25 protein-coding genes are annotated in these 25,078 nt (G+C 40.7%); 7 read left to right on the forward strand and 18 right to left on the reverse strand.

Going from position 1 to position 25,078, the window contains the following annotated elements:
* Positions 1–28 precede the first annotated feature (28 nt).
* Positions 29–1,636 carry a S41 family peptidase gene (locus tag LX64_RS17560; protein ID WP_170132822.1) on the forward strand — a complete coding sequence of 536 codons (1,608 nt, stop codon included), beginning with the start codon at positions 29–31 and terminating at the stop codon, positions 1,634–1,636.
* 60 nt (positions 1,637–1,696) lie between these two features.
* Here LX64_RS17560 and LX64_RS17565 read toward each other — a convergent pair whose 3' ends face one another.
* The 12 genes from LX64_RS17565 to LX64_RS17625 form a co-directional block, all read right to left on the reverse strand.
* Positions 1,697–2,107, reverse strand: a complete 411-nt coding sequence (locus LX64_RS17565) for a hypothetical protein (protein ID WP_111598982.1) — start codon at positions 2,105–2,107, stop codon at positions 1,697–1,699.
* A gap of 60 nt (positions 2,108–2,167) precedes the next feature.
* Positions 2,168–2,578 carry a hypothetical protein gene (locus LX64_RS17570; RefSeq protein ID WP_111598983.1) on the reverse strand — a complete coding sequence of 137 codons (411 nt, stop codon included), beginning with the start codon at positions 2,576–2,578 and terminating at the stop codon, positions 2,168–2,170.
* A 19-nt stretch (positions 2,579–2,597) separates the two neighbouring features.
* Positions 2,598–3,056: a hypothetical protein gene (locus LX64_RS17575; protein ID WP_111598984.1), complete on the reverse strand. Its 459-nt coding sequence runs from the start codon at positions 3,054–3,056 to the stop codon at positions 2,598–2,600.
* A gap of 74 nt (positions 3,057–3,130) precedes the next feature.
* Complete coding sequence (locus LX64_RS17580) at positions 3,131–3,592, reverse strand: hypothetical protein (RefSeq protein WP_111598985.1); 462 nt, start codon at positions 3,590–3,592, stop codon at positions 3,131–3,133.
* 65 nt (positions 3,593–3,657) lie between these two features.
* Positions 3,658–4,107, reverse strand: a complete 450-nt coding sequence (locus LX64_RS17585; protein WP_148707363.1) for a hypothetical protein — start codon at positions 4,105–4,107, stop codon at positions 3,658–3,660.
* Positions 4,108–4,358: 251 nt separating this feature from the next.
* On the reverse strand, positions 4,359–4,808 hold the full coding sequence (locus LX64_RS17590; protein ID WP_148707364.1) for a hypothetical protein: 450 nt from the start codon (positions 4,806–4,808) through the stop codon (positions 4,359–4,361).
* Positions 4,809–5,540: 732 nt separating this feature from the next.
* Positions 5,541–5,714: a hypothetical protein gene (locus tag LX64_RS26075; protein WP_158538661.1), complete on the reverse strand. Its 174-nt coding sequence runs from the start codon at positions 5,712–5,714 to the stop codon at positions 5,541–5,543.
* A 435-nt stretch (positions 5,715–6,149) separates the two neighbouring features.
* Entirely contained in the window at positions 6,150–6,422 is a 273-nt protein-coding gene (locus LX64_RS17600; RefSeq protein ID WP_111598989.1) for a hypothetical protein, read from the reverse strand.
* A gap of 1,457 nt (positions 6,423–7,879) precedes the next feature.
* Positions 7,880–8,344: a GNAT family N-acetyltransferase gene (locus tag LX64_RS17610; protein ID WP_111598991.1), complete on the reverse strand. Its 465-nt coding sequence runs from the start codon at positions 8,342–8,344 to the stop codon at positions 7,880–7,882.
* 149 nt (positions 8,345–8,493) lie between these two features.
* Positions 8,494–9,051 carry a thioredoxin family protein gene (locus LX64_RS17615; protein WP_111598992.1) on the reverse strand — a complete coding sequence of 186 codons (558 nt, stop codon included), beginning with the start codon at positions 9,049–9,051 and terminating at the stop codon, positions 8,494–8,496.
* Positions 9,052–9,139: 88 nt separating this feature from the next.
* On the reverse strand, positions 9,140–10,216 hold the full coding sequence (locus LX64_RS17620; RefSeq protein WP_111598993.1) for a phosphotransferase enzyme family protein: 1,077 nt from the start codon (positions 10,214–10,216) through the stop codon (positions 9,140–9,142).
* Entirely contained in the window at positions 10,217–11,116 is a 900-nt protein-coding gene (locus LX64_RS17625) for a sugar phosphate nucleotidyltransferase (RefSeq protein WP_111598994.1), read from the reverse strand. It lies immediately after the preceding gene.
* Positions 11,117–11,300: 184 nt separating this feature from the next.
* On the opposite strand from LX64_RS17625, the gene LX64_RS17630 reads away from it, so the two are divergent.
* The 4 genes from LX64_RS17630 to LX64_RS17645 all read left to right on the forward strand — a co-directional run bounded on the left by LX64_RS17630 (position 11,301) and on the right by LX64_RS17645 (position 16,853).
* Positions 11,301–12,635: an alpha-L-fucosidase gene (locus LX64_RS17630; RefSeq protein WP_111598995.1), complete on the forward strand. Its 1,335-nt coding sequence runs from the start codon at positions 11,301–11,303 to the stop codon at positions 12,633–12,635.
* A gap of 114 nt (positions 12,636–12,749) precedes the next feature.
* Positions 12,750–15,104 carry a family 20 glycosylhydrolase gene (locus LX64_RS17635; RefSeq protein ID WP_111598996.1) on the forward strand — a complete coding sequence of 785 codons (2,355 nt, stop codon included), beginning with the start codon at positions 12,750–12,752 and terminating at the stop codon, positions 15,102–15,104.
* A gap of 13 nt (positions 15,105–15,117) precedes the next feature.
* A complete protein-coding gene (locus LX64_RS17640) occupies positions 15,118–16,002 on the forward strand; it encodes a 1-aminocyclopropane-1-carboxylate deaminase/D-cysteine desulfhydrase (protein ID WP_111598997.1) in 885 nt (294 codons plus the stop codon).
* A 71-nt stretch (positions 16,003–16,073) separates the two neighbouring features.
* Positions 16,074–16,853, forward strand: a complete 780-nt coding sequence (locus LX64_RS17645) for a hypothetical protein (protein WP_111598998.1) — start codon at positions 16,074–16,076, stop codon at positions 16,851–16,853.
* A gap of 546 nt (positions 16,854–17,399) precedes the next feature.
* On the opposite strand, the gene lipB is transcribed toward LX64_RS17645, so the two are convergent.
* A complete protein-coding gene (gene lipB / locus LX64_RS17650; RefSeq protein ID WP_111598999.1) occupies positions 17,400–18,131 on the reverse strand; it encodes a lipoyl(octanoyl) transferase LipB in 732 nt (243 codons plus the stop codon).
* A 91-nt stretch (positions 18,132–18,222) separates the two neighbouring features.
* Between lipB and LX64_RS17655 the strand changes: the two genes are divergently transcribed.
* Both LX64_RS17655 and LX64_RS17660 read left to right on the forward strand, forming a co-directional pair.
* Entirely contained in the window at positions 18,223–19,296 is a 1,074-nt protein-coding gene (locus LX64_RS17655; protein WP_111599000.1) for an RluA family pseudouridine synthase, read from the forward strand.
* Positions 19,297–19,447: 151 nt separating this feature from the next.
* Positions 19,448–21,127, forward strand: coding sequence for a T9SS type B sorting domain-containing protein (locus LX64_RS17660; protein ID WP_111599001.1), 1,680 nt, complete (start codon positions 19,448–19,450; stop codon positions 21,125–21,127).
* Here LX64_RS17660 and LX64_RS17665 read toward each other — a convergent pair.
* The 5 genes from LX64_RS17665 to def all read right to left on the reverse strand — a co-directional run bounded on the left by LX64_RS17665 (position 21,124) and on the right by def (position 25,013).
* Positions 21,124–21,843, reverse strand: coding sequence for a hypothetical protein (locus tag LX64_RS17665; RefSeq protein ID WP_111599002.1), 720 nt, complete (start codon positions 21,841–21,843; stop codon positions 21,124–21,126). The two genes, LX64_RS17660 and LX64_RS17665, sit on opposite strands and share 4 nt — an antisense overlap.
* 73 nt (positions 21,844–21,916) lie before the next feature.
* Positions 21,917–22,837 (reverse strand): hypothetical protein, encoded by a 921-nt coding sequence (locus tag LX64_RS17670; protein WP_111599003.1) that lies wholly within the window; start codon positions 22,835–22,837, stop codon positions 21,917–21,919.
* A 77-nt stretch (positions 22,838–22,914) separates the two neighbouring features.
* On the reverse strand, positions 22,915–23,787 hold the full coding sequence (locus tag LX64_RS17675) for an anti-sigma factor (RefSeq protein ID WP_111599004.1): 873 nt from the start codon (positions 23,785–23,787) through the stop codon (positions 22,915–22,917).
* A gap of 5 nt (positions 23,788–23,792) precedes the next feature.
* The gene (locus LX64_RS17680) at positions 23,793–24,344 is read right to left on the reverse strand and encodes an RNA polymerase sigma factor (protein WP_111599005.1); all 552 of its coding nucleotides are present in this window, start codon (positions 24,342–24,344) and stop codon (positions 23,793–23,795) included.
* Between the two features lie 90 nt (positions 24,345–24,434).
* Positions 24,435–25,013, reverse strand: a complete 579-nt coding sequence (gene def, locus LX64_RS17685) for a peptide deformylase (protein ID WP_111599006.1) — start codon at positions 25,011–25,013, stop codon at positions 24,435–24,437.
* Positions 25,014–25,078 lie beyond the last annotated feature (65 nt).

Raw genomic sequence — 25,078 nt, forward strand, 5'->3', positions numbered from 1 at the left:
TAAAATTAAAGCGATTAATATTCGAATTATGTCGAACAACAGGAAACTGAAAGTATTCTTACCCTTCTTATTCGCCGTGGTATTAGCATTGGGGATGTTTTTAGGTCATAAAATGCCAGCAGCTCGTAATAGCAGCTCGGTTGTATTCTTAAAGCCCAATAACCGCAATGCTTTACAAGAAGTAATGGGTTTATTACAATATAAATATGTAGATAGCCTCCAGATGGACGATTTGCAAACCGATGCCATCGAAGCTTTATTGGGAAGACTAGATCCACACTCGGTATACATTGCTCCAACCCAATTGAAAGGTGTAAATGAGAACTTGAACGGAAATTTTGAAGGTATTGGGATTGAATTCTCACTTTTCAATGATACGGTGAATGTTGTAAACGTAATTACAGGTGGCCCTTCTGAGAAATCTGGCCTGCAAATGGGTGATAAATTGATTAAAGTGGGCGACTCTACCATTGCCGGTGTAAACATCTCCTTCGATCGTATCCGTAAGTTCTTACGAGGCCCACGTGGCTCGGAAATCGACGTTACCTTCCTCCGTAATAATAAACTACAAACGGCTAAGATTCAAAGAGGCGTTATTCCTATTTACAGTGTCGACGCTAGCTATATGATTAACCCTGAAGTGGGCTATATCAAAATCAACCGCTTTAGCGAAGCTACAGTCGACGAGTTCATGGAAGCTGCACGTACCCTTACCAAAGCCGGTATGAAAAAGCTTATTATCGACGTTCGCCAAAACCCAGGTGGTATCTTAGAATCGGCTTACCGTATTGCCGACCAGTTATTGGAAGGTAGCAAAGTGGTGGTATATACTGAAGGTGTACACTCCGCGAAAAAAGAATATAAAACCAATCAACCTGGCTTATTCGAAAAAGGAGCTTTAGCTATTTTGGTAGATGAACAATCGGCCTCTGCGAGCGAAGTATTAGCAGGTGCTATTCAAGATTGGGACAGGGGTACTATCATCGGTAGAAGAACTTTTGGTAAAGGCTTAGTACAAGATCAATATGACCTTAGCAACGGTGGTGCATTACGCTTAACTATTGCGCGTTACTATTTACCAACCGGCCGTTCTATTCAAAAATCGTATAAAGATGGTCGTGATGTGTACGCAGAAGATTTGGCGAACCGTATTAAAGATGGTGAGCTGATCAACAAAGACAGTATTCACTTAGCCGATACAGTGAAATATAGAACCCATAAAGGCAGAATTGTGTATGGTGGCGGCGGTATTATCCCGGATGTATTTACCCCGGTAGATACAACACACTATTCGCACATCCAATTACTGTTGTACAATAAAAACCTTTACAACGAGTTCTGCTACGAATATTACATGGCGCATAAATCGGCCTTCGAAGCGTATAAAGATGTAAAAGCTTTTAACCAAGAATTTGACATTACACCACAAATTCTCCAAGCATTTTACACTTACGTAAATAAAGCCGGCGTAAATACAGCCTTAAAAACAAGCCGTGATGATAAAGATATCAGCCTGCGTTTGAAATCCATTTTTGCTCGTCAACGTTGGAGATTGAATGGTTATTATGAAGTAATTAACCAAGAGGATGAAATGGTGCAAAAAGCATTAGAAACGATTAAAGCACAAGCTGAATAATAGCGTGCTATAAGCATAAAAAAAAGCGATCTCTATAGTATGGAGATCGCTTTTTTGTTTTTATATGGCATTCGTTTTAAGTTGAAAGAAAGGAATGGTGACCACCAGTGGTAATAAAGCGGCCGTCATGGTGCGAACAAGAATGACCCAATCGGTGTGTAACTGTTTCGGGGGAAAGAAGGTACACAGGTGGAATACGAGGGCAATAATACATGCTGCACCTAGGATGTAGAGTTTTGTTTGGAATATTTGCGGCTTGGATTTCCGCCAAGCTACGATAGTACCTATGGAACTTGTATACAATGCAAACATCAATACAATCCAAGTACCCATAATTTTCATTACTTCAGGCGTTGGCAACATATTTATCATCAAAGAGCCAAATAGGTTATACACCAAGCCTGCTAATGCAGCAATAGAAAGAATAGTAGCTGTAAACGCTACCATTAAGGTAAATTTTAGTGGTTTCATTTGTTCGTGTTAAGGATCAGCAATTCAGTTGATCTAAAACACGTTCAACCGCTAAATGAACTATTGCAATTCCATTTTTTTAGCTACAGTTGGCCTAATAGGAACCGCCCACGAAAATATGATAGCGGGGATGAGGTAGGAAGTAACCACACCTAACATTGGATCCATCCAGATGGAACCGTCTTGGATAGTCATATAAATGATCTTACCCATGATAAATGCCGGTATGATAGAGAATAAGATGCGCATGGCTGTGAATTGTGCTCTTTGTGCTAAGAACGAGCCTACGGTAAAATAGCAAAGCCATGTAATAAGTAACCCGGCTCCAATATAGTTGGCAAAACCTGCGAGGTTATATAAAAAAGTCGGGGTGCTTGCCTTTCCTACTATTTGAATGAGTACCCATGTTGCAAAGGCAGCTGATAGTACAGGTGCGCAACAAACGAAGAAAATGAACTTTTGGGGTTTCATGATTTTTATATTTAGTGTATTAGATATTCAAATCGTTACCAATGTTTAATAATTCATCATCTACTATTTCTTTCTGAAACGGTTCTAACCTAAAAATAAACAAAATTCCTGCTAAAAGCAAGGCCATAACGATAGTCAACATCCCAAAACCAATAAACATGTACATGGTTTCTGCCCTATCTACAGCCAGCCCTCCTACGATTGCTATAAGAATCCCCAACACTATAAATGCAAGCGGTGATGACCATTTGATCATTTGCACAGAGGTACGACGGTAAGTTAGGTGGATGCATAATAATGTAAGGAAGAAGACTACGATATAATCAAAAATACCGTACACCAATACCAAGGCAAGGAATGTAAGCGCTTTACTTTCGAAGATATCTTCGGCATGAGGAAGGGCTATAAAGGTAAATCCCACACTAACAATTATAGCATGTACGAGTGTAGTTAGTGCAGTAAATCTAAGTGGTTTCATAAGTAGAAATGAAATTTAATTGAATGCTTCGTTGTTACATCAATCATATATCTCGGTAGATGCCTACAGGTATATTATGATAAGTGCTGGCCTATCGACATCAATTGTATATCGTGGATTTCTTCTTGATAAGGTGCCAATTTAATGAATGCACAAATCGGGGCATACAGTAAAGCGGAATAAAAGGTAAGGAAAATAAAGATATAAGTTACTTCTGCAGCTCTTGTACTAAAGTCGATCCAATGTGCTATTCCTAAAGTAAGCATCCCTATAAACATAAGTAGTATGGCTCCCAGCATTTTTACCAGGTTACGATGCCATTGTTTGTAGCATAAATTAAATAAACCGCGCACCATTGCGTACATCAATACAAAATCAATAACATAATATACAGCAAGAAAAAGTAAGAAACGAAATATACCTTCTGGCATCACAACGTTGGCTTCTACGCTTGCATTTGCGAAGATGGCAAATATTAGAGAAGTGATGAATGCATGTAAGCCAACTGTAACTAAGCTATATTGTTTAGGTTTCATGGTAAAAAATATCCTGCCACGCTTTTCATGTAGCGTGACAGGATAAATATAATATAAATCGTTTATTACTTCCCGATTTTCTTTAATTCTTCTTCATATCCTTCTTCATCGAAAGGCTTCAATTTAAAGAACCCAATACTGCAGATAATCAATAATGGGAAAAAGGCCACTATCGATTCACGTGTTACAAATATATTCCCCGGTTCACGCTTTGCAGCAAAAGCCATTAAAGCACAAATGCTTAAAATAGGCACTAAGCTTAAAGCCCATTTAACGGTTTGCGTAGTAAGGAAGGCATGGAAGCTACGTAGAATCCAATAAAATACGCCCCATAATACAGCGCTGGATAGTAGAAGGTATAAACCAACTTTCGTCCATAATTGCAAAATGGTGCTATATAACAATTCCTCGCCCAATGTTTTCCCAAATAGTGCAACGTACACTAAGGCTGTTAAAAATGGAGCGACGATCAGTGGTAAAAATATAACTAGGGATATAAACTTTGTTGGCTTCATGGTTAAATGACGGTTTTGAATGCGACAATGAATACTTGCTATGCGCTAAATGGAATTTCCTGTTTGAATGCTTCTGACATCTAAATGCTAACAATTACTTGTCAAATGTACGTAAGTAGTTGGAACAAAGTATAATATAATTTTCTATGGTTCTTTTGCAGGAATAATACCTATTGTCTCGATTTTATCGGTAATAGTGATCGCTTTCCCAGGCAGAGATGGATTTAAGAAAATCGGCTTTAAATGTGTTATTAATATTCAGTTTTGGTTGAATCGGCACTCGTCTTCATCCCACTCCTCAAAGGCAACAAAAAAATTAATGCAATACTCACTATATAACAGCCCAACAAAACACCTGAAAATTGCAACGTACTATTGTTAATACCCGCACGTGTAAGCACTATTCCACCTACAATAAATGTAAATGCCGATGGTACAATGGCGAGGTATTGCTTTATAAATTTCACGGGTTTTATTTCATACAATCGGTTTATTATAAAAGCATACACAGAAATCAATAACCCAAATAAAATCAAATGAAAAATAGTAAACGAAATCGACACTTCTCGCACATAATATACAAGGCTTTCGTTATTACGCCAGTTGGGGTCTAAAGCTTGGTATACTGAATTTAACAGGTAAGCCAATACGAGCAGCACCGGGATCAAGCTAATCAGCAATAAATATGGAAATTTGCGCATGTTGTAATGTTTATCGGAACGAACTTTCACTTTCATTACCTATTCAAAGGTAAACTATGCTGCTGATTTGCCAATCGATTGAATATCATTTCAAGATCGGCAACATTACGGGGTTTTAGATTAAAAATGAATATCGCAATACAACCAATCACTGGATAAAATTCTATTTGGAAGTTGATGCTGTAGATTGCCCTATTTGTTGAATTTCATTTGCTGTAACAGCTTGAAGGTTGCCTGGCTTTAATTTGAAAATGAAGATTGTAGCCCCACTCATAACATAACTTGGTAAAATAAGAAAACTAATATAAAGACCATCTGCTAATGAATTATTGAACATGGTAAATACGACCAGTATCGATAACGTCATTATCCAATAACAACACAAATACCATTTTACTTTTAGTACTGAAAAGCGACGATACGTAAAATACGTGATCAGCGTATATATCATCAATGTAAAAAGAAAATCTTCTACCCTACTCCATAATTGACTCCCACTAAATCGATCTGATAAATTTCCAACTTGATCTAAAGGATTGTTTCCCAACCAAGCATCACTGTAATATTCAACAACAGTATAGGTAATCCTTGATACAAAACTGGTGCATAGTAAGTATAGAAATCTGGACATATAAAAGCCTGGCACTGTTCGCGCTATTAAATAAATTTATTTGTTAGTAGAAAAGAGGTATAGTAAAGTGACATATTGGAATAACCTTAACTGTATTTAAATTACAACGATTGCCCAATCTCTTTAATTTCGTCCTCCTCCTTGTTCACATAACCCGGTTTCAAGTTGAAAAAGAAGATGGCACCACCATGTATAATTAAACCAAGATTTGCGTAAACCGCCTTTGCTAAGGAAACTTCCGTATCAAATTCACTCGAGGTAAGTAGATAATACAATCTAATAGCTATTAGGGGAGCAATTAAACAGGTTTTTACAAGGGCTACGGTATACTTTAAATAGGTAAAAAACATGATTACACTATACATGAGAAAAATAAAGGCCGTCGTAAGTATACTTTCTGCTAAATTCCACCCGAGCCCATACCATGCTTCGCTCCATTCAATGGGTGGACTATTAACAATAACATGCAGAAATAATGTATTGAGAATTGCATAGGTAATACTACCAAAGAAAGAAACACACAATAAATATTTGTAACGTGGCATAAGGATTATAAATAGTTAGGTTGCGCACAAGATATAAAATAAACCTTTCATACAAAGAAAAAAAATCTTCACCCTCGCAAAAACAACGCTCTGCGAGAATAAAGACAGTAAAGCCTTATACCGTATTTCCACGGTAAAACTTACTTACATATTGTGCGTAATAAATTAACGGTATCTGAACGCGTAATGACGGTGCGTAACCATCTTGCGTTTACGACTATCGTCCATTTTTGAATACACACCTAACGATGCTAAAACAGCCACGATAAAGGCTAAGAAGAAAGCCAATAACATATGACTAACGGGCATGTGGCCGCGGAATCCCGATGCAATGGTCGTTGGAGGCCATGTAGCCATAGAGATATAAAAAGTGATGAAAAACATCACGATGCCTGTTACAATGAACAGCGCCGCCGATACTAATAATCTGCGAAACATGAGGCACAGGTATTTAACCAGGTTTAAGGATGTAGTTTGGGGGATAGTCTCTTTTAATGGCAATGGACAAAAAAACTTTACACGCGCTTCTTACTCTTCTTCTTTGCGATGTTGTAACTAATCTTCTTCGGTTTTCAATTTACTTCACGATACAGCCGGATACTTGCAGCGTATAAATGTTGGCATTTCATTAACTCTTTCAAATAGGTAAATAGGGCTTGCTCAAAGGCTTTCTTTTGCTTTTTGAAAGTGATTATAAATATAGATAATAATTATTATAATATAAACAAATTATGTAAAAAAATATTGAATTCTTAACCTCTTAGTACCGTTACCACTGCTTTTGAACCATTGTCACACTAAAATCATACTAGAATCTACCTTCTTTTATCGAAAATATTCATGAGTCTTATCAATTATTTCCATGATGATAATCAATGCTTTTTAGCATGTAGATCAGGTTTGAGCAACCCAAGTAGTCGGACCTTTGTGATGTAATGAACAGCGAAACAAATCGCTGGAAATGGTCACAAAAAGCAAAACGTTTAAGCAAGCCTCCTGCTGGAAGTTCCAGCAACAGCTTCCTTACTTATACAATAGCATACGAACATTTTCATACATACGAACAACCGGCGCCCGCCGTGGTTAAGGGCGGGCATTACCGGTACGTACAAAAAGATATTATATGAACTAACAACTACAAAATTTCAGTTAAGCAGTAAAGCAATTGCTTTTAGTGCCTAGCTGTAACACAACGGGGCAGTAAAGAATCAGTGTAGGTAGTGTGTAGACGATACTGCCCCAACCACATGAAAGAGACGGCGGTAATGCAGTGGATATGCGAACACCGTTTCGTAAAAGGTGGGATGTGTTGTTGAATCGTGTTGTTGCTCCCACCTTTTTTATCAAGAACAGTCGCCTTTGATACACGCTAAAGATGTTCTGTTTTTGAACAAACCCAAAGAAGGTGGGTCGTGGAACCTGATCCGGTAATGCAGAGATGAACCTGCCTTTCTTTTAAAAAATGTGCATATCAATGGTTGATAGGTTAAAGTAATTAGGTTAACTAAAGACGAACCAGGAGGCGGGTTTCCGAGGTAGAAATCGTGTGAGAGATAATCCTGCCTCCTTTTTAAAGAGATGTGATGTTGGGGTTCAAGGATAGAAAATGGGTCTCCATTTTCTTGTTATTCGAAAGGCGGCCTGTGAATTGGATACTTCTTTGCTTGCTAAAGCCGCCTTTCATTTTTATCCCAATTCTTCATAGAATAATTGGATGAAAGGTTGTACCACAGTCCATTTTAAAAACCATGAAAGGTGGATAGGCTTCGTGGGGGAGGATTATTAGTGATGCCACCTTTCTTAAAAAAACGATTTTCATTTTCCAGTTATAGCATGTATCTAATAAAAAAAGCCTTGCAGTCTTGCAAGGCTTTTCGCTTCTTGTATATGTTCAATTATTTCATGCTTCTGCGCATTTTGTAGTTGTTCAACGTAGTACCCTTCAAGTCTACCACTTGCTCTGCTACCACTTCAAACCCCAATTTCTCGAAAAACGGCTTCGCCGTTATACTAACGTTGCTTGTTAGCTCTTTCAGCATTAGTTTCCTTGCTATGTCGTGCAGCTTCGTATACAATGCCTTGCCTATTCCTTGGGTTTGATGTGCCGCACTTACGTACAACAGGTCAATCTCCCCGTTACTATCTATACTTCCTAATCCCGCCATCTCCTGCTCTACTTCTGCTACGAAGAAAAATTGCTTCCCAATTCGCTTTTCCATCTTATCTAGTACCGATATCGATTTCGTCCATGCTTGCCGTTGTGCTTCATTATAATCCTTCGCATTCACCTGGTCGATTGTGCTAACGCATAAAGCGATGATGGCATTTGTGTCTTTTAATGTGGCCTTACGTATATACATAATGTACAATATATGAAGGTTTCTTCACGCGTACAAGTAGCCAATAAAAAAAGCACCCGCTAGGCGAGTGCTTTTCCAAATAATTATTTCTTGAATATTGGTTTCTACTCGAAAAATACAACGTTTTCCCGAGATTTCCAATTTTCATACTAACTTCTTTTAGGGCTTGCAGCGCGAAATGCTGCCGAAATTTGGGCGATCTGCTTTTCATCCAGTTTAGTCGACTTCTTCAATACGGCTTCAAATGCTGCCACTTCCTCGTCGGTAGCAGGGCAACCAATGTTGTCGCCTGCCGAATTAAGATCTGCTCCTGCCGGACGCATGAATGAATCGGCTATTAATTTGCCAGTAGGGTCGAACACTAACCAAAACGGGATGCCCGATTTGTCGCCATTGTATTTAGCCATTAATGCTTCTGCACCTGGGTTTTCTAAGTGCTTATTTTGTGGACTTTCTTTCACTGTTAAGTGTTCTACTACATAACTCTTGCCTATCAATTCTTTTACACCCGGTTTAGCGAATACTGTATCCATTTTATGACACCATCCGCACCAAGAGGCATGGAAAAGGACAAACACGTTCTTTTTCTCTTTTGCTGCTTTTGCGCTGGCGGTTTTCAGTACTTCGTCGGCAGTAGGTACTGTTTGTGCGTTGGCTTTTACAAAAGGCAATGCGATGACGAGTAATAGGAAAAATAACTTTTTCATGTGTCTTAACTAAGAGGTTTAGAAGGGAAATACTTTCACTCTAATGTACAAAAAAACGCTCCTGTTTCGAGGAGCGTTTTTTATTATTTTATGCCTTTTGTGCTAAGCATTGATCGATAATGGCTTGCAGTTCTGGTTCTTTTTTAATTAACTGTTGTAATAACGTCAATTGGTTTTTAGCACGATCGAAGTTATGTGTAGGGTACTTAATGGGATAATACACATCACCATTTAAGTAATCCGTCAAAAATCGAATGCCTTGCATGTAAATCATGAACTTACCTGCATAGAATAAATGCTTGCGTTCTACTTCGGTTAAAGTAGCGCCTACTTCTTCCAAGTACCCTTTCATCAATGCCTCGAAGTATTCGTTACGAACATGGATTAATGTGAGATCCCGCTCTTCTTCCGATACTGGGCAAACGTAGGTACGTACCATGTCGCCTAAATCTGAAATCAGCTTACCGGGCATCAGCGTATCTAAATCACACACGCACAAGCCTTCAAAGGTAGTTTTGTGCAGCAATACGTTGTTAATTTTAGTGTCGTGATGCATAAGCCTGTCTTTAAAGGCAGGATCGGTTTTTAATTGTTCGTACGTAATGGCAATGTTGCTGTGTCGTAAAAATTCTTCTATTGTGTCTTGCGCGGCGGCTTTCCTATCTTCTTTTGCTTGCGGAATAGCTTCTTGGAAAGCACTATAACGCAAGGTCAGGTTATGAAAATTAGGGATTGTTGGCTTGAACGGTCGCATGTCGATACCATCCAAGTAACGGGCCATTTTACCAAATTGCTTGGCTGCCTCGTAAGCTTGCTTGGTGTTATCGGCTTGGTCGACGGAAGTAGAATCGTTGATAAACGGGATTAAACGCCAATAATCACCTTCCCATACAAAAAGATCTTCCCTGTTCACCGTTTGAATGGGTGTAATGAAAAGATACCCTGGGTGATGTACTGCCAAATACTCAGCGGCTAAGCGCTGATTCGTAGCAATCACAGCCGGTTCCTTAAATACGTTGGTGTTTATTTTTTGCAGGACATATTTCTTATCGTCGCCGATGGCGCTTAATAAGAAAGTATTGTTGATATGTCCTGATCCGAATCGTTTAATCTCGAAGTTGGCAGCATCTAATCCAAATGCGGCAATAATCGCGTTATTCACCATCTATTTCCAAAGATTGTCGGGATATTCACCTTTATTTACCAAAGCCGACAAGCTAGCTTGTACACCCGGCGCATCTTCTTTATACGTTACACCAAACCACTGGGAACTTGTAGGAATTACATTCACTACACCCAAATTACCGGCGATAAACTGATCTACCACGATTGGAATAAAGAATTCCGATTTAGGATTGCTGATATTGTCGGTTAAGAATTGGTCGAACATTTTCTCACTGATAGGGAATACGCTTGGCGCAAAGCCCCAGAAGTTCATAGAAACATTCGTTTTCGGCGACAATTCTACTTTAGCATCACCATCTTCGTATACGATTTTACCATCTTCTACGAAGATTTTAGTACGTTCTACAATGGAAGCTAAGTTGCCTTGTGCATCTACTTGGCAAACACCACGAGATACAGAACCGTACTCGCTTACTGTATTACCAAGTTCATAACCCACAACGCTGTATGTATTTTCATTACATTTTGAAGTAAGGAATTGGGCCATTTTTTCAAATGCTTCCCTGCCGTAGAAATCGTCGGCATTGATTACGGCAAATGGTTCGTTGATGGCATCTTTTGCACATAATACGGCGTGTGCAGTACCCCAAGGCTTCGTTCTATCCGCAGGAATCGCATGTGCGCCTGTGAATGAGTCCATGTCTTGGAAAACATACGCTGTTTCAACTTTACCTTTCAATTTCGGTTCGAAGATCTCTTTGAAGTCGTCTGCGAAATTCTCACGGATAATAAATACTATCTTGCCAAAACCAGCCCTGATAGCGTCGTAAATGGAGTAATCAATGATGGTTTCACCGCTGGGGCCAAACTGCTGAATCTGCTTCAAACTACCGTAACGGCTTGCCATCCCGGCAGCCAAAATCAATAATGTTGGTTGCATTTGTTGATATTAGTTTTTATTTTTCACTCGAATTTTACCTAATGGGGTTTAAATAAATACATTACTTCGTAGCAACATATTATAAATACACCAAATATCGGGGGCTAAATTTAATCATTAATATTTTTTCCCTTCCGTCTTTTTTTTAACAAGCAGTTAAATTTTAATTCCATAATATCGCAAGATGAAAAGACTTTTTGTGGCCGGAGCCTTGATGATGCAGCTTTTTAGTACAGCCAACGCCCAACAAAAAACCAACCCAGCAGAGATTTCTGACAAAATGCAATGGTTCGCCGACGCCAAGCTCGGAATTTTTATCCATTACGGGATATACGCAGTGAACGGAATTGATGAATCTTGGAGTTTTCACAACAAGAAAATCAGTCATGCCGACTATATGCAACAGCTTAAAGGACTGACAGCGAAACAATTCGACGCCGAAGCCTGGGCCGATCTTATAGCCGCCTCCGGTGCTCAATACGCCGTACTCACCACCAAACACCACGATGGTGTGGCCCTTTGGGATACGAAGTTTTCAAAACTTAGCACCGTAAAAAGCACTCCTGCAAAGAAAGACATCGTTACACCGTTTTTCAATGCCCTGCGCAAACGTAATATCAAAACCGGCGCTTATTTCTCTTTACTCGACTGGACTTACAACGATTACCCAGGTTTCTTAAAAGACAGTAGTCGCTACCAAATAAAAGACCAACCGGCACGTTGGAAGAAGTTCCAATCGTTCTTAAATGGCCAATTAACCGAGTTATCCACACAATTCAACCCCGATTTATGGTGGTTCGATGGTGACTGGGAACACAGTGCCGACGAATGGGATGCCCAAGGAATCCGTAAATTATTAACCAGTCGTAACCCCAACACCATCATTAATGGTCGTTTACAAGGCTACGGCGATTACGATACGCCAGAACAAAACTTCCCAGTTGTACGCCCAGCATTCCATTGGTGGGAACTGTGTATGACGATTAACAATAATTGGGGTTACCAACCGCAAGACACGAACTGGAAAACACCGTACGAGGTAATTACCATATTCGCAGATGCTATTAGCAATGGCGGTAACATGTTACTTGATATTGGTCCGAAAGAAGATGGTACCATTCCAGCAGAGGAAGTGAACGTATTAAAAGAATTGGGTAAATGGAACAAAAAGCACAGTGAGGCGATTTTTGGTACCATTGGTGGTATCCCGCAAGGTCATTTCTACGGCCCAACTACTTTATCAAAAGACTCTAGCACTTTATACTTATTCATTGCGGGCAACACAACTGGCCGTGTAATGATCAAAGGATTAGACAATAAAATCAAAAACATCAGCGTCGTAGGAAAAGGTACGCCATTACAACACAAAGTAGTGGGCAAAATTTCTTGGAGCCCTGTTCCTGGCTTGGTGTATATTGATGTGCCAGCGAATGTGCAAGATGAATATATGACGGTTTTAAAAGTGGAGTTAGATAAACCAGTGAAACTTTACCGTGGTAAAGGCGGCCTCAACGGCTAATTTATCACGCTACCACATACTTTTAAATAGCGGGCCATCCATTTCGCCCGCTGTTTTATTACATGCCAACAGAATGCTAACATTTTAACACGATCGTAGATTGCTATTTTCCGTATGAAAAAAATCATCTTATGCTCACTCGCGCTATTAGTGGGAATCGCTTGCATGGCGCAGGCTAAAAAGAAGAAAAAACCAACTACGCACAAACGTACAAGCGTTAAAGCGAAACCAGCAGCAACAGCTCCTAGCGTGGCACTACAGCCAATTTTACCGGAGCCTGCCGACGCTAAAACACTCAGCGGTAGCTTTACAGTTACGCCCAAGGTGAAGGTTTTCACACAAGGCGCAGCAGCCGAGAAAACGTTGGATCTACTCAACACTTTCCTCGAAGAAAACTACGGCTTCAAATTAAATGCTACAGCAGCTTCTGCCAATGAAGATAATACCATCATTATTACAGAAGATGCTACTTATACACCTGTAGAAGGTTATAACCTAACCATCAGCGGCAACAAGGTGCAATTAAAAGGTCAAGGTGCAGGCTTATTCTATGGCTTGCAAACTTTCTTACAGTTACTACCCGTAGAACACACGCAAAAAATTGTTGTCAGCAACGTGATCATCAACGATGAACCACGCTTTGGTTACAGAGGTTTGATGTTGGATGTATGTAGGCACTTCTACCCTATCAAGTACGTGAAGAAATTCATCGACGTGATGGCACAGTACAAGATGAACCGCTTGCATTTCCACTTAACCGACGACCAAGGCTGGCGTATTGAAATTAAAAAATATCCACGCTTAACAGCTGTAGGTTCTACCCGTAAAGGCTCGTTAGTAGGGCACTTAGGACAAAGCAGCACTTTCGATAATGTACCACATGGCGGGTTTTACACGCAAGCTGAATTGCGCGACTTAGTAGCGTATGCAGCTGAACGCTATGTAACCATTATCCCTGAAATTGAAATGCCAGGCCATGCTTTAGCGGCTTTAGCTGCTTATCCGAATCTTGGTTGTACGGGTGGCCCTTACGAAGTAAGTGGTACTTGGGGAGTATTTAAAGATGTGTATTGCGCGGGAAATGAAGAAACCTTTACGTTCTTACAGAACGTGTTGGATGAAGTATTAACCATCTTCCCAAGTCCAATTATCCACATTGGTGGCGACGAATGCCCGAAAGATAGCTGGAAAAAATGCCCTAAATGTCAACAACGCATGAAACAAAATAACTTGAAAGATGAACATGCTTTACAAAGTTATTTCGTGCAGCGTATGGAGAAATACTTGAATGGAAAAGGTCGTAATATTATCGGTTGGGACGAGATTCTTGAAGGAGGATTAGCCCCTAATGCAGCCGTTATGAGCTGGCGTGGTGAAGAAGGTGGTATTGCTGCCGCGAAGTTGAAACACAACGTGGTCATGACACCGAATAATTACGTGTACCTCGACTATTACCAAGCTTCACCAAAGAACGAACCGATTTTAAACATCGGTGGTTATTTACCATTAAGCCGTGTATATAATTACGAACCGTTACCGGCAGAATTAACAGAAGAAGAAAAGAAATACATCATAGGCTTCCAAGGTAACTTATGGACAGAATACTTGAGTACAGAAGACCAAGTAGATTACATGGTATACCCAAGAGCGCTGGCTATAGCAGAAACCGGCTGGTCGCCTGCCAATAAAAAAGATTACGATGCTTTCTTGGGTAAGTTGAAGAACGTGTTGTTCAACTTAGATCAACAAGGCGTACACTACCGAATTCCAGAACCGGCAGGATTGGCGGATGTGGTAACAGCAGGTACATCGGTACGTGTTGACTTGAAACCACCTGTAACGGGCGCCGTTATTCGTTATACAATTGATGGTAGTGAACCTACTACCGCTAGTTCTTTATTTACGAAGCCATTTAACTTTCCATTGGCGAAAGGTCAAACCATTACACTGCGTTGTATCGTGGTATTACCATCGGGCAGGGTGAGCAATAAATTCTCGGCTACTTATATGAGCCAAGAATATAAAGCTGGCTTACCGGTGAACCCGGCACAGAAAGGCGTGAAATTCCAAGCAGCCTTCAAACCTGTGAAATCGTTAGCTAACTTAGCCTTCAGCAAAGTGGATACGAGTGGTTTCATGCAAAACATAAGCATCAACGCCTTCCAAGCTAAACCTGGCTTCACGGTACAATATGATGGTTATATTAAAATCGACGAAGATGGTGTGTATGAAATAAGCACTAAAAGCGACGATGGTTCCATGTTGTACCTCGATGATGAATTGGTAGTGAACAACGATGGCGAACATGGTGAGAAAGAAGAAATGAAGCAAGTGCCGTTACGTAAAGGGTTCCACAAAATCCGGGTGAGTTACTTTGATGCAGGTGGTGGTAAAACATTACAAGTGAATATCGGCATGAATGGTAAAGCGCCGGTGAGTTTGCGTAACAACTTGTTTTACGAAAACTAGTAAATTGCGTATCATGTTTATTGATACGGGCAAATTAACAATACAACCTATTCATACAACATGGCTGCCGAAAAATATATCGGCAGCCATGTTGCGTTTAGATACGATCCATCCTGTTATCCAGGGTAACAAGTGGTTTAAGCTAAAAGAGAATATTGCTGCCATGCAAGCCGCAGGGCAAACGTTGTTGCTTACCTTTGGAGGGCCTTATAGTAATCATATTGCCGCTACGGCAGCAGCTTGCCAAGCATTGGATATTCGGAGTATTGGGGTAATTAGGGGTGAAGCCCCCAACGAGTGGAGTAATACGTTAATCCAAGCGAAAGCGGCCGGTATGCAACTGGAATTTGTGAGTAGGCGTACTTACCGTGAAAAGGAAAATATCGATTGGGCCGCACAATTTCCCGGGGCCTATATCGTTCCTGAAGGTGGTAATAATGCGTTAGGTGTGAAAGGAAGCGAAGACATATTGCTACATAGTGATAGTACGGCTTTCACCCACATTTTAGCCGCCGTGGGCACCGGTACTACCTTAGCTGGCCTAGTGAACGCAGCGCAGGCTAACCAGTGCGTATGGGGCTATTCGGCTTTGAAAGGAAGCGAGGGAATGGAACAAGCAGTGGCAGCCTATATTCACAACCACGAAACGCCATGGAAAATTTGGCATGATGTAAGTGAAGGATACGGGAAAACGTCGCAAGCATTGTTTGATCAAATGAATGATTTTTACTGGCAAACCGGCATACCTACGGATATTGTTTATACAGGCAAATTACTGCTAGCATGGCAACGGCAACTGGCTGCCGGGGTATTCCCAGGTGGTAGCAACATTTTGGTGGTGCATACAGGTGGGTTGCAAGGAAATTTATCATTACCCCCAAACGTTTTAGACTTTTAAAAAACGGGTTTATTATATTTGGGCGCTAGTATGTATTTTTGCCAACTTTAAGTGTACTTGGTTTTTGAATTATGAAGCAGATTGCTCGTTATTGCATCGCAGCCTTTTTAATATTGTTGACAACAGGGAACTTGCACGCGCAGGAGGTAACTCCGCCGGTGTTGCCCGACTTTTCGGCAAAGATTAAAACAGGTAAGATTCAACTGGATTGGATTTCTGGTTTTAGGAATGTGTCGCAAATTGGCGTACAACGTTCGTTGGATAGTGTTATTAACTTTTACACGATCGGCTATGCCGTATCGCCGAATGAGATTCGTAACGCTTACATGGATAATAAGCCATTGCCCGGTAAGAATTACTACCGTTTGTTTATTCAATTTAACAACGGTAAGTATATGTATTCGAAAGTGATGGAGGCTATTCCTGATTCTACCATAAATGAATCGGCGAAGTTAACAGCGCAGGAAATACGTGAGATTGGTAAGCTGGACCCGAATAACCCGCCACCGGTAAAAACGACATCTTCGGAACCACCTCGCAAGGCGCAAGACCCACCGGAAAAGCCGAAAGAACCGGAGAGAATACCTTGGAAACCATCGAATTGTATATATACTACTGCCGATGGTAATGTGAATATTAGGTTGCCAGAAGCACCTAAAAAAAACTACAAAATAAAGTTCTTCGAAAGCACGGGCGAATTCCTCTTCGAAATCCCCCAAGTGCAAGAACCTTTCTTAATCATCGAAAAAGCCATTTTCATGCATGCTGGATGGTTTAACTTCGAGATCATAGAAGGTGATAAGTTGAAGGAGAAATGGAACTTCTATATTCCATTGAATTACAGGTCATAATCACTCATCTAAATAATTTACAAAGCGTTTCAATACCTAACCAAGCGGTTAATATTGAAACGCTTTTTTTATCCCTTATAATAAACGGCTGGTTACCAGGTATTCACCCAATACTGCACGAAGTTAACTTAAGGTAAAACAAGGTATTTGTCGAATGAAAGTCGAGTAATAGCCGGATGAGAGCCGAGTGAGAGCCGGGTGAACATCGATGAAACTACATGGATTTACATGGAAGTTACTTGGGATTTACATGGAAGTTACTTGGGAATTACATGGAAACTACATGGAAGTTACTTGAAAATAACTTGGAGGGAACATGAAAAGTACATGTAAAGTATATGATCAGTAGCTTATGGATATATTATACCTATACTAGAAAAGCCGCTTTTTACCTTGTTACATGACTTCAATTCATATATACACTAATTACCAAGCTAAATAGGCACCAAATAAAGCCAAGGAGAGTTAGCTACTTCCAAAGGCAAGTCAAAGGGTTGCCAAAGGGAATGATATAAATATCCACCTTAACTACCCTATTTGCGACAATTATTGTAATGGCGTTAAATCTGCTTGGAAAACCTCGCGAAAATGGGTTTTAATACGTTCTTTTACTTCTTCCATATCTACTTCACGGCCTAATTCTTGTTGTAAAGAGGTGACCTTCTTATCCACAATACCACAAGGTACGATATAGTTAAAGTACTGCATATCAGTGTTTACATTTAATGCAAAGCCATGCATAGTTACCCAGCGGGAACAGCGTACACCCATTGCGCAGATCTTACGGGCTTTACGTGGATCATGGGGGTCGAGCCATACACCAGTTTCACCTTTTGAGCGATCGGCCTCAATGCCATAGTCGGCTAAGGTTTTGATAATCACCTCTTCTAAGTAGCGGAGGTATTTACCTATGTCGGTGAAAAACTGTTCTAAATCCAAGATAGGATAACCTACTACTTGGCCGGGCCCATGGAAGGTAATGTCGCCACCACGGTTGGTTGGATAAAACTGGATGCCTTTCTCTTGTAACTGGGTATTATTAATGAGGAGGTTCTCCATATGCCCACTTTTGCCCAAGGTATATACCAAAGGATGCTCACAAAGCAATAAGAAGTTTTTAGTAGCAGGCGCAGAAATACCTTCTAAACCTTGCTGACGGTGGGATATTTTCATCTGTACGTTCTCCTGTAAGAGCTCCTCTTGCAGGTCGCGAGCCTTAGCGTATTCGATCGTACCTAAATCATTCACAAAAACTTGTGGCTCATCTATCCGTTTCATACTGCAAAAATATCAATGATTTGCCACAATTCGCGCAATAGGGTACTATGCGGCGGTGTTTTCGTACATTTGCAAAAATTTAAAGCAAATAATGAACGATCAATTGTTGGAGTTGGACGACGAGTTAGATAATGGCGAAGGCAGCGAGGAACTGTTTGAGCGTGTGAATATGACCGTGGACAAGGGCCAGGAACCTATTCGCATCGATAAATTCTTAATGGCTCGCATCGAAAATGCTACCCGCAACAAAATACAACAAGGCATAGAAGCTGGGCTCGTTTTAGTGAACGACAAACCGGCAAAATCAAATTACAAGATCAAACCACTTGATCGCATTGTCGTTTTTTCTAATAAAAACCCTGAGAACCACGAGGTATTAGCTGAAAATATCCCTTTAAAGGTGATATATGAAGATGATGACCTGATGGTAATCGACAAGCCCGCAGGCATGGTGGTTCACCCGGGCTGTGGTAATTATACCGGCACCCTTGTGAATGGCTTAGCCTATTATTTAGCGGAAGACAAAGAGAATATCACCGACCCGGTAATGCCCCGCATGGGTCTCGTTCACCGGATCGATAAAAATACCAGTGGCTTATTGGTGATTGGTAAAACCGACCAAGCCCTTAACCATCTTGCTAACCAATTCGCAGAACACACTACGCAACGTAGGTACATTGCCTTGGTTTGGGGTGACTTTGAAGAAGATGAAGGTACATATACAGGGCATGTTGGTCGCCACCAAAGGTTTAGAAAAATCATGGATGTATATCCAGATGGCGATTATGGGAAAGAAGCTATTACGCACTACAAAGTGCTGGAACGTTTCAACTATGTAACCTTGATCGAATGTAGGCTAGAAACAGGGCGTACACACCAAATTCGTGTGCATATGCAGCATAATGGTCACTCTTTATTCAATGATGATACCTATGGGGGTAACCGCATTGTAAAAGGCACCATTTTCGCGAAGTATAAGCAGTTCATCGACAACTGTTTCGAGATTATGCCACGCCACGCTTTGCATGCCCGCACTTTGGGGTTTGTTCATCCAAGAACAGGCGAGCAGATGCATTTCGAAAGCCCAGTGCCAGAAGATTTAGCTACCGTGGTAGAACGTTGGAGACGTTATATTGCCGGCAGCAAGCAAATCCAAGTACCTTAATTATTACAACTTAATATATTGAAGCATGGCCTTTAAAGCCATGCTTTTTTTGTTGGTTAACGATCCTAACCTTCTTTATAGCCACCAAATTTTATTAATAACTTTCCTTATATAAAATTTTCGATTAATTTAGAGGCTACCATAAGCACAAATGAAAAGCCTACGCCAACATACCTTATTGCTGGTTTTACTGTTCTTTTCAGCCGTCGCGATCATAAAAGCATCGCAATTGCCTTTTGAGAACAGCTATGCCCCTACCCCCTTCAGTTACAATACCACCTGTATTAATGATTCCGTGTTCTTCCATATTAATGCTGATACGACTTTAATCGATTCTGTATTGTGGACATTCGGCGATCCTGGTACTGGTCATTACGATACGTCGCGGAGTATGCGCAAACCATGGCATATTTACACGGTGGCAGGCACTTATACCGTTACTCTCACGGTTTTTGCGAATAATACCAGCGAGGCCAATGTGCAATTCATAAGATTCGTGGTACCTACAGCGTCTCCATTCGGCGAAGACACTACTTTGTGTGTGGATTCCACACTTACACTGCGCGGGCCGGTTATTCCCGGGGCAGCGTATTTATGGCAAGATAGTAGTACGTTAGATTCCTTCGTAGTAAGTCAAGAAGGTACTTATAAGCTGAGTATTGATGGTTGCGCTATTAAAGATTCTATCAACGTTTTCTATACCCCCATGCCTACCATTGCACTGGGCCGAGATGTAAACCTCTGCGTTGGCGAGATTATCCAATTGGATGCCACCGCTCAAAATACTACCTACCGTTGGAACACAGGCGAAACCACGCCTACAATTGATGTGACTACTACAGGAGATTATTGGGTAGAAGCCAATGCACAGGGCTGCGGTTTATTTTATGATACTATTCATGTTAACTTCACTGGTACTCCTTACGCCTTCAATGCAGGAACCGACTCGTTGCTTTGTGCTGGCGAAACTATTGTACTAGATGTGCAGCAACCTACAGCTACAGCTTACCGCTGGAGTACCGGGGCCACAACGCCTGCTATTAATGTGAATAGAAGTGGAGATTACTGGGTATTTGTAACAATTAATGGTATTTGCGATGTGCTTGATACAGTGCGGGTTCGTTATAACTCTTTGCGAGATGTGAATTTAGGAAATGATACAACCTTGTGTACAGGGAATTTCTTGGTATTAACGGCCGATTATGGTCAAGGTAGTTATCTATGGCAAGATGGTTCTAAGCAGGCTACTTTTTATGTTGACTCGCCCGGGATTTATTATGTGCATGCACAAATTGGTCGTTGTGAATCGACCGACAGTATACAAGTTAGCTATGAAGATACGCTACGTATAAACCTCGGTTTGGATACGATGATGTGTAGCAATGAAACGCTTATTCTCTACCCTAATGGCGCCGGTTCGTCGTATAAATGGCAAGATAGTACGAGTAGGCCTAGCTTTGTAGTTACGCAACCCGGCTATTACGCCTTGGTGGCAACGAATACTTGTGGTCGTGCTACGGATTCCATTTATGTAGACTTTAAGGAATGTGGTTGTAGAATGTACTTCCCTACGGCTTTTACACCTAATGGAGATGGTATAAACGATGCCTTCCGGCCACGGTTTAATTGCGCTTTGGGATATTACAGGTTAAGTATTTTTGATCGTTGGGGCAAACTGTTCTTTTATACAACTGATCCCGGTGTAGGATGGAATGGTAAATTTGGTACCGATCCTGCTCCTGTGGGTGCTTATACGTGGATGGTACAATATGGAGATGCTATTAATAACAAGGTGTATCAACAATCGGGCTCGATCACTTTAATTCGTTAGCGCTGCATATCGGGGGTGAATAGCTTATCATCTAAAGGGCGATTTAGTACAATGCCATGGATAATGAGTACTGCATGGTCGCCATCCGAATGTCGATCGTATACATGGGGAAAATAAAATCCATCGACTTCTCTATACCCGCTAATTAATTCTTCAACAATACTGTATTTATTATCTGAAAACCCGGTATAGCGTTGCTTTATAACGAGATGGCTGTTTAAATCGATGTATTGGAATAACATATGTCCAGAGGGTAATACAATGCGTAGTTTATAGCAGGTAATGTTTTGCACTTTATCGATGCCTAGGTAAGTGATCCTTTCTTTGTTATGCTTATAGTCGTAATATGGCCAGAAGCAATCCAGTTGTTCTTTAAAATCGAGCAAAGCAGCACCGAATAGTGGACGCCAGCGGTTTGTATTCTCGATGGAATCTACGATCCAACCTTGCCCTGTATTAGCGTTATATATACGGGAAGTTTGTTTGTCTTGCACTTGCATATCTAAGCGGTATAGACCTGTATTTTTATAGAGCAGTTTCACGGATACTTCGCGGTTTGGGGTACTCATGGTACCAATTGCCACGAATGTTTCCACGCGTTCGAACATATCTTCTCCACCCCGTGCTGCCATGTTTAAAGCAATTATGCTATCTACAGATTGTGCTACGGTTATTTGTACGAACAGTAAACAAAAAATGATCATCCAGGTGCGCATATTCCAAGGATTGGTAGCTAGCAATATACGCTTCTAAGCTGTAGTTGTGTAGCAGCCTGGCTATAACGAGTACCTAGGGAACGAAATGATGAAATTTAGCGGTGAATTGAGCGGTTTCGCGCTTTTTGAAAGGAACATTCCATGTGCCGTCGTAGGTAATGAGCGCTGGTACGAGTAAATCGCCGGCATGGGTCATTTGTACGTCCATTTTCACATTAAAGTCAAACAACATAGTGCGATACGATAAAGAATATTCGCGGCCTACTATTTCAAAGGTTTCTTTATTAAAGTAAGTGACGAGCCTGTCGATCACCACCTCTCCTCTATCCATCCTGTTTAAGGTACTTTTGGCAATAGCGGAGAATACGTAACATTCGTTGCCGAGGTACTTTTGTTGCTTGATGCCGAAATCGTAATAATTCCTAACGGAAGGGTCGAAGATCGCTACTTTCTGTCCTACAATAGGCACACCTTGTATGGGCTTACCTGGATTGAAAATAAGTTGTTTCAGCTGCCCTTTGTGCTTTTCCATGCTGGATTTACCTTTTTGGGACAGGTTTTCATCGTCGCACACCGTACCTTTAGTAAAGAAGAGGTTGGCGTACAATTCGGCTGTATAGTAGTTGTAATTGCCTTTTTTCGTGTAGAAGTTGCCCGTAGTTTTCTCATTGATCACCTCCATTCGTCTACAGCCTTTCTCCACGATTTGCTTAGTAGTGCTTTTGAGGCTGGCTTTTTCTTCAACGGTGCTTTTGTTGGTGATCTTAATATCATTCTCGGCGAGGAAACCTACTTGTCGTAGATGTTTGAACGCTTGGTAGAAGGTGGTATCTTCTTCTACTCTTTTAATAAAACCGTTAATATCAAAGCCAAAACGCTTGGCCTTAACGGTAAATTCGTCTAGGTTAACGATCATGCCCTTATAGCGGGCTGTATCTTGTGCAACAGTTTGTAGGCTTAAAATGCTAAAAAAAGCAAGTAAAATTTTTCTCACTAGGTAAAATTAAATACACAATGGAACTTAGCAAACACTAAGCCAAGTATAGTTATAATTTTCGAAAAAATGTAGGATTAGCTCGCTTTTCCGGCGATATAGACTGGCATAGTCGGCTTTTCGCTGCCGCCTTTCTTTTCAAGTGTAACGGCAAATGCAACAACATCGTCGCCAAATGCTTTCATTTTTTGGAGGGATTTGGAGGCGTCGCCCATATCAAAAACACCTGCGTCGACAGGGTCTTTTTGTCCTTTTACGATGGCCCACAATTGGTATTGTTGCCCTGCTGGAGGTTCGGGCATGTTATCTACGGAGAGATAAACAGCTTTCTCTTTTGGATTGAAGAATACGGTAGCGAGGTATTCTGGGTGTTCTTTAATGGCGCTAGGCATTTTAACCTTTTGCATGGCTGGATTGCGCATAATGGCCATTGCTTCGTCCATTTCCGTCAACTTAGTTTGCATCACATCGTTATTCGCTTGGAGAGTGGATCCTTGTGCGAGTAAGGTTTGATACTTTTCGTTGATGTTTTGGTTATCGGTATATAACTTATAAATAGCTGCCGAGCACCCGATGATACCAACGATGGCGGCGGCAGCTATGTATTTCCAAATATTCCGAGGGCGTGGTGCGTCCTCTTCGTATTGATGTTCTTGAATAGAGTAAATGCGTGCTTGTGGTGAATCAGCAACTACCGTAACAGTGTCGGTCGCAACGTTGTTTTCATCTTTATTGATAACGGCGAAGATGCGGTCTTTCACCACGGAAGGTGGTTGAATGGCGTACATATTCACATAACGTTCCATATCCTGTTGACAAGCGTCAACAGCTTGTTTCACTTCAGGAAACTGCAACATATAGGCTTGGACCTCTTTCGATTCTTGCTCGGAAGTTAGGCCAGCTACATAGCTTTCTATGATGCCAGATGATATGTAACGATTGACGTCCACTTTGCTTACGAATTTTTTAAAATATTACGCAATTGAATGATAGCGTTTCTCATTCTAGTTTTAACCGTACCGAGAGGAATATCAAGTATCTTGGCAATTTCTTCTTGTGTACAGCCCTTATAATAGGCTAAATCAATTATGATGCGTTGTTCCTTGTTAAGTTTATCCAACACTTTGGACAAACCGAGATGATCTACGGAAGGCTGAACGGTTAATTGGCTTGTATGATAATATACGTCATTTCCAATCTCTTGGATTTTCTGATCAAGCTTGTGGGCCTTCGATCGCAAGTTATCAATCGCGGTATTACGCGCAATATTCAACATCCAAGTAAAGAGCCGCCCTTTATCTACATCATAACGATCGATACCGCGCCATATTTTGATGAATACTTCTTGCAAAATATCGCTCGCTACATTCTCATCGTTAATTACTTTTAAAATAACACCGTACAAGGCAGGCGAATAGTGGTCATATAAATAGCCAAAGACTTGCTCGTCTTTATTCTTAAGACCCAGCACTAATTCAGCTTCATTATATGTTGGAATTGATCCCAATTTGAGGTGTCGGATGTTTAGGTTGAAACTTTATGATACCCTAAAATAAGGAAATAAATTACAATATAAAATATTTACTTATTTATTTTTTTACTTCTTAAAAAGCATCTTATAATCAACTCTCACTTTTCCTTTAGAAATGTCGTCGAGTTTGCTTTTAATCATTCTTTTCTTCAAAGGTTTCAAGTGATCGATGAAAAGAACACCTTCCAGGTGGTCATATTCATGGAAAATAACACGGGCAGTAACACCGTGGAATGTTTTTTCGTGTTGTACGAAGTTCTCGTCTTGGTAACGGATGGTTACTTTTTCAGGACGGTAAACATCTTCACGGATTTTAGGGATGCTTAAGCAGCCTTCATTGTACGGCCAATCTTCACCTTCAGTATCTACGATGTGCGCGTTGATGAATACTTGTTTGATACCTTCATCGCCTGGGTAATCATTCTTCTCGTCTTCTTCCAAGTTCTCGATGATTTGCTTGGTATCTACTACAAAAACACGGATGCCTTTATTGACTTGCGGCGCTGCAATACCTACACCATTTGAACCGTACATGGTTTCCCACATGTTCGCGATAAAAGTATCCAGGTTCGGGTAATTAGCGTCGATATCTACGGCAACTTCTCTTAAAACTGGGTTGCCATAAGCTACTATTGGTAAAATCATATTCTATTATTTCACAGCCGGGGCTGCATTTTTATGCTTGGTATTAAACTGCAAATTTAGCCAAA

This window comes from Chitinophaga skermanii, from assembly GCF_003259335.1.
GTDB classification, from domain to species: domain Bacteria; phylum Bacteroidota; class Bacteroidia; order Chitinophagales; family Chitinophagaceae; genus Chitinophaga; species Chitinophaga skermanii.

Coding starts and splice junctions, on each gene's coding strand:
- LX64_RS17570 (WP_111598983.1), bottom strand. CDS start 2,578: ATGAAACCCCAAAAGTTCATTTTCTTCGTTTGTTGCGCACCTGTACTA.
- LX64_RS17580 (WP_111598985.1), bottom strand. CDS start 3,592: ATGAAACCTAAACAATATAGCTTAGTTACAGTTGGCTTACATGCATTC.
- LX64_RS17610 (WP_111598991.1), bottom strand. CDS start 8,344: ATGTATATACGTAAGGCCACATTAAAAGACACAAATGCCATCATCGCT.
- LX64_RS17635 (WP_111598996.1), top strand. CDS start 12,750: ATGAAAAAAATCATCTTATGCTCACTCGCGCTATTAGTGGGAATCGCT.
- LX64_RS17565 (WP_111598982.1), bottom strand. CDS start 2,107: ATGAAACCACTAAAATTTACCTTAATGGTAGCGTTTACAGCTACTATT.
- LX64_RS17615 (WP_111598992.1), bottom strand. CDS start 9,051: ATGAAAAAGTTATTTTTCCTATTACTCGTCATCGCATTGCCTTTTGTA.
- LX64_RS17625 (WP_111598994.1), bottom strand. CDS start 11,116: ATGCAACCAACATTATTGATTTTGGCTGCCGGGATGGCAAGCCGTTAC.
- def (WP_111599006.1), bottom strand. CDS start 25,013: ATGATTTTACCAATAGTAGCTTATGGCAACCCAGTTTTAAGAGAAGTT.
- LX64_RS17640 (WP_111598997.1), top strand. CDS start 15,118: ATGTTTATTGATACGGGCAAATTAACAATACAACCTATTCATACAACA.
- LX64_RS17585 (WP_148707363.1), bottom strand. CDS start 4,107: ATGAAGCCAACAAAGTTTATATCCCTAGTTATATTTTTACCACTGATC.
- LX64_RS17645 (WP_111598998.1), top strand. CDS start 16,074: ATGAAGCAGATTGCTCGTTATTGCATCGCAGCCTTTTTAATATTGTTG.
- LX64_RS17575 (WP_111598984.1), bottom strand. CDS start 3,056: ATGAAACCACTTAGATTTACTGCACTAACTACACTCGTACATGCTATA.
- LX64_RS17665 (WP_111599002.1), bottom strand. CDS start 21,843: ATGCGCACCTGGATGATCATTTTTTGTTTACTGTTCGTACAAATAACC.
- LX64_RS17655 (WP_111599000.1), top strand. CDS start 18,223: ATGAACGATCAATTGTTGGAGTTGGACGACGAGTTAGATAATGGCGAA.
- LX64_RS17630 (WP_111598995.1), top strand. CDS start 11,301: ATGAAAAGACTTTTTGTGGCCGGAGCCTTGATGATGCAGCTTTTTAGT.
- lipB (WP_111598999.1), bottom strand. CDS start 18,131: ATGAAACGGATAGATGAGCCACAAGTTTTTGTGAATGATTTAGGTACG.
- LX64_RS17560 (WP_170132822.1), top strand. CDS start 29: ATGTCGAACAACAGGAAACTGAAAGTATTCTTACCCTTCTTATTCGCC.
- LX64_RS17590 (WP_148707364.1), bottom strand. CDS start 4,808: ATGCGCAAATTTCCATATTTATTGCTGATTAGCTTGATCCCGGTGCTG.
- LX64_RS17660 (WP_111599001.1), top strand. CDS start 19,448: ATGAAAAGCCTACGCCAACATACCTTATTGCTGGTTTTACTGTTCTTT.
- LX64_RS17600 (WP_111598989.1), bottom strand. CDS start 6,422: ATGTTTCGCAGATTATTAGTATCGGCGGCGCTGTTCATTGTAACAGGC.
- LX64_RS17620 (WP_111598993.1), bottom strand. CDS start 10,216: ATGGTGAATAACGCGATTATTGCCGCATTTGGATTAGATGCTGCCAAC.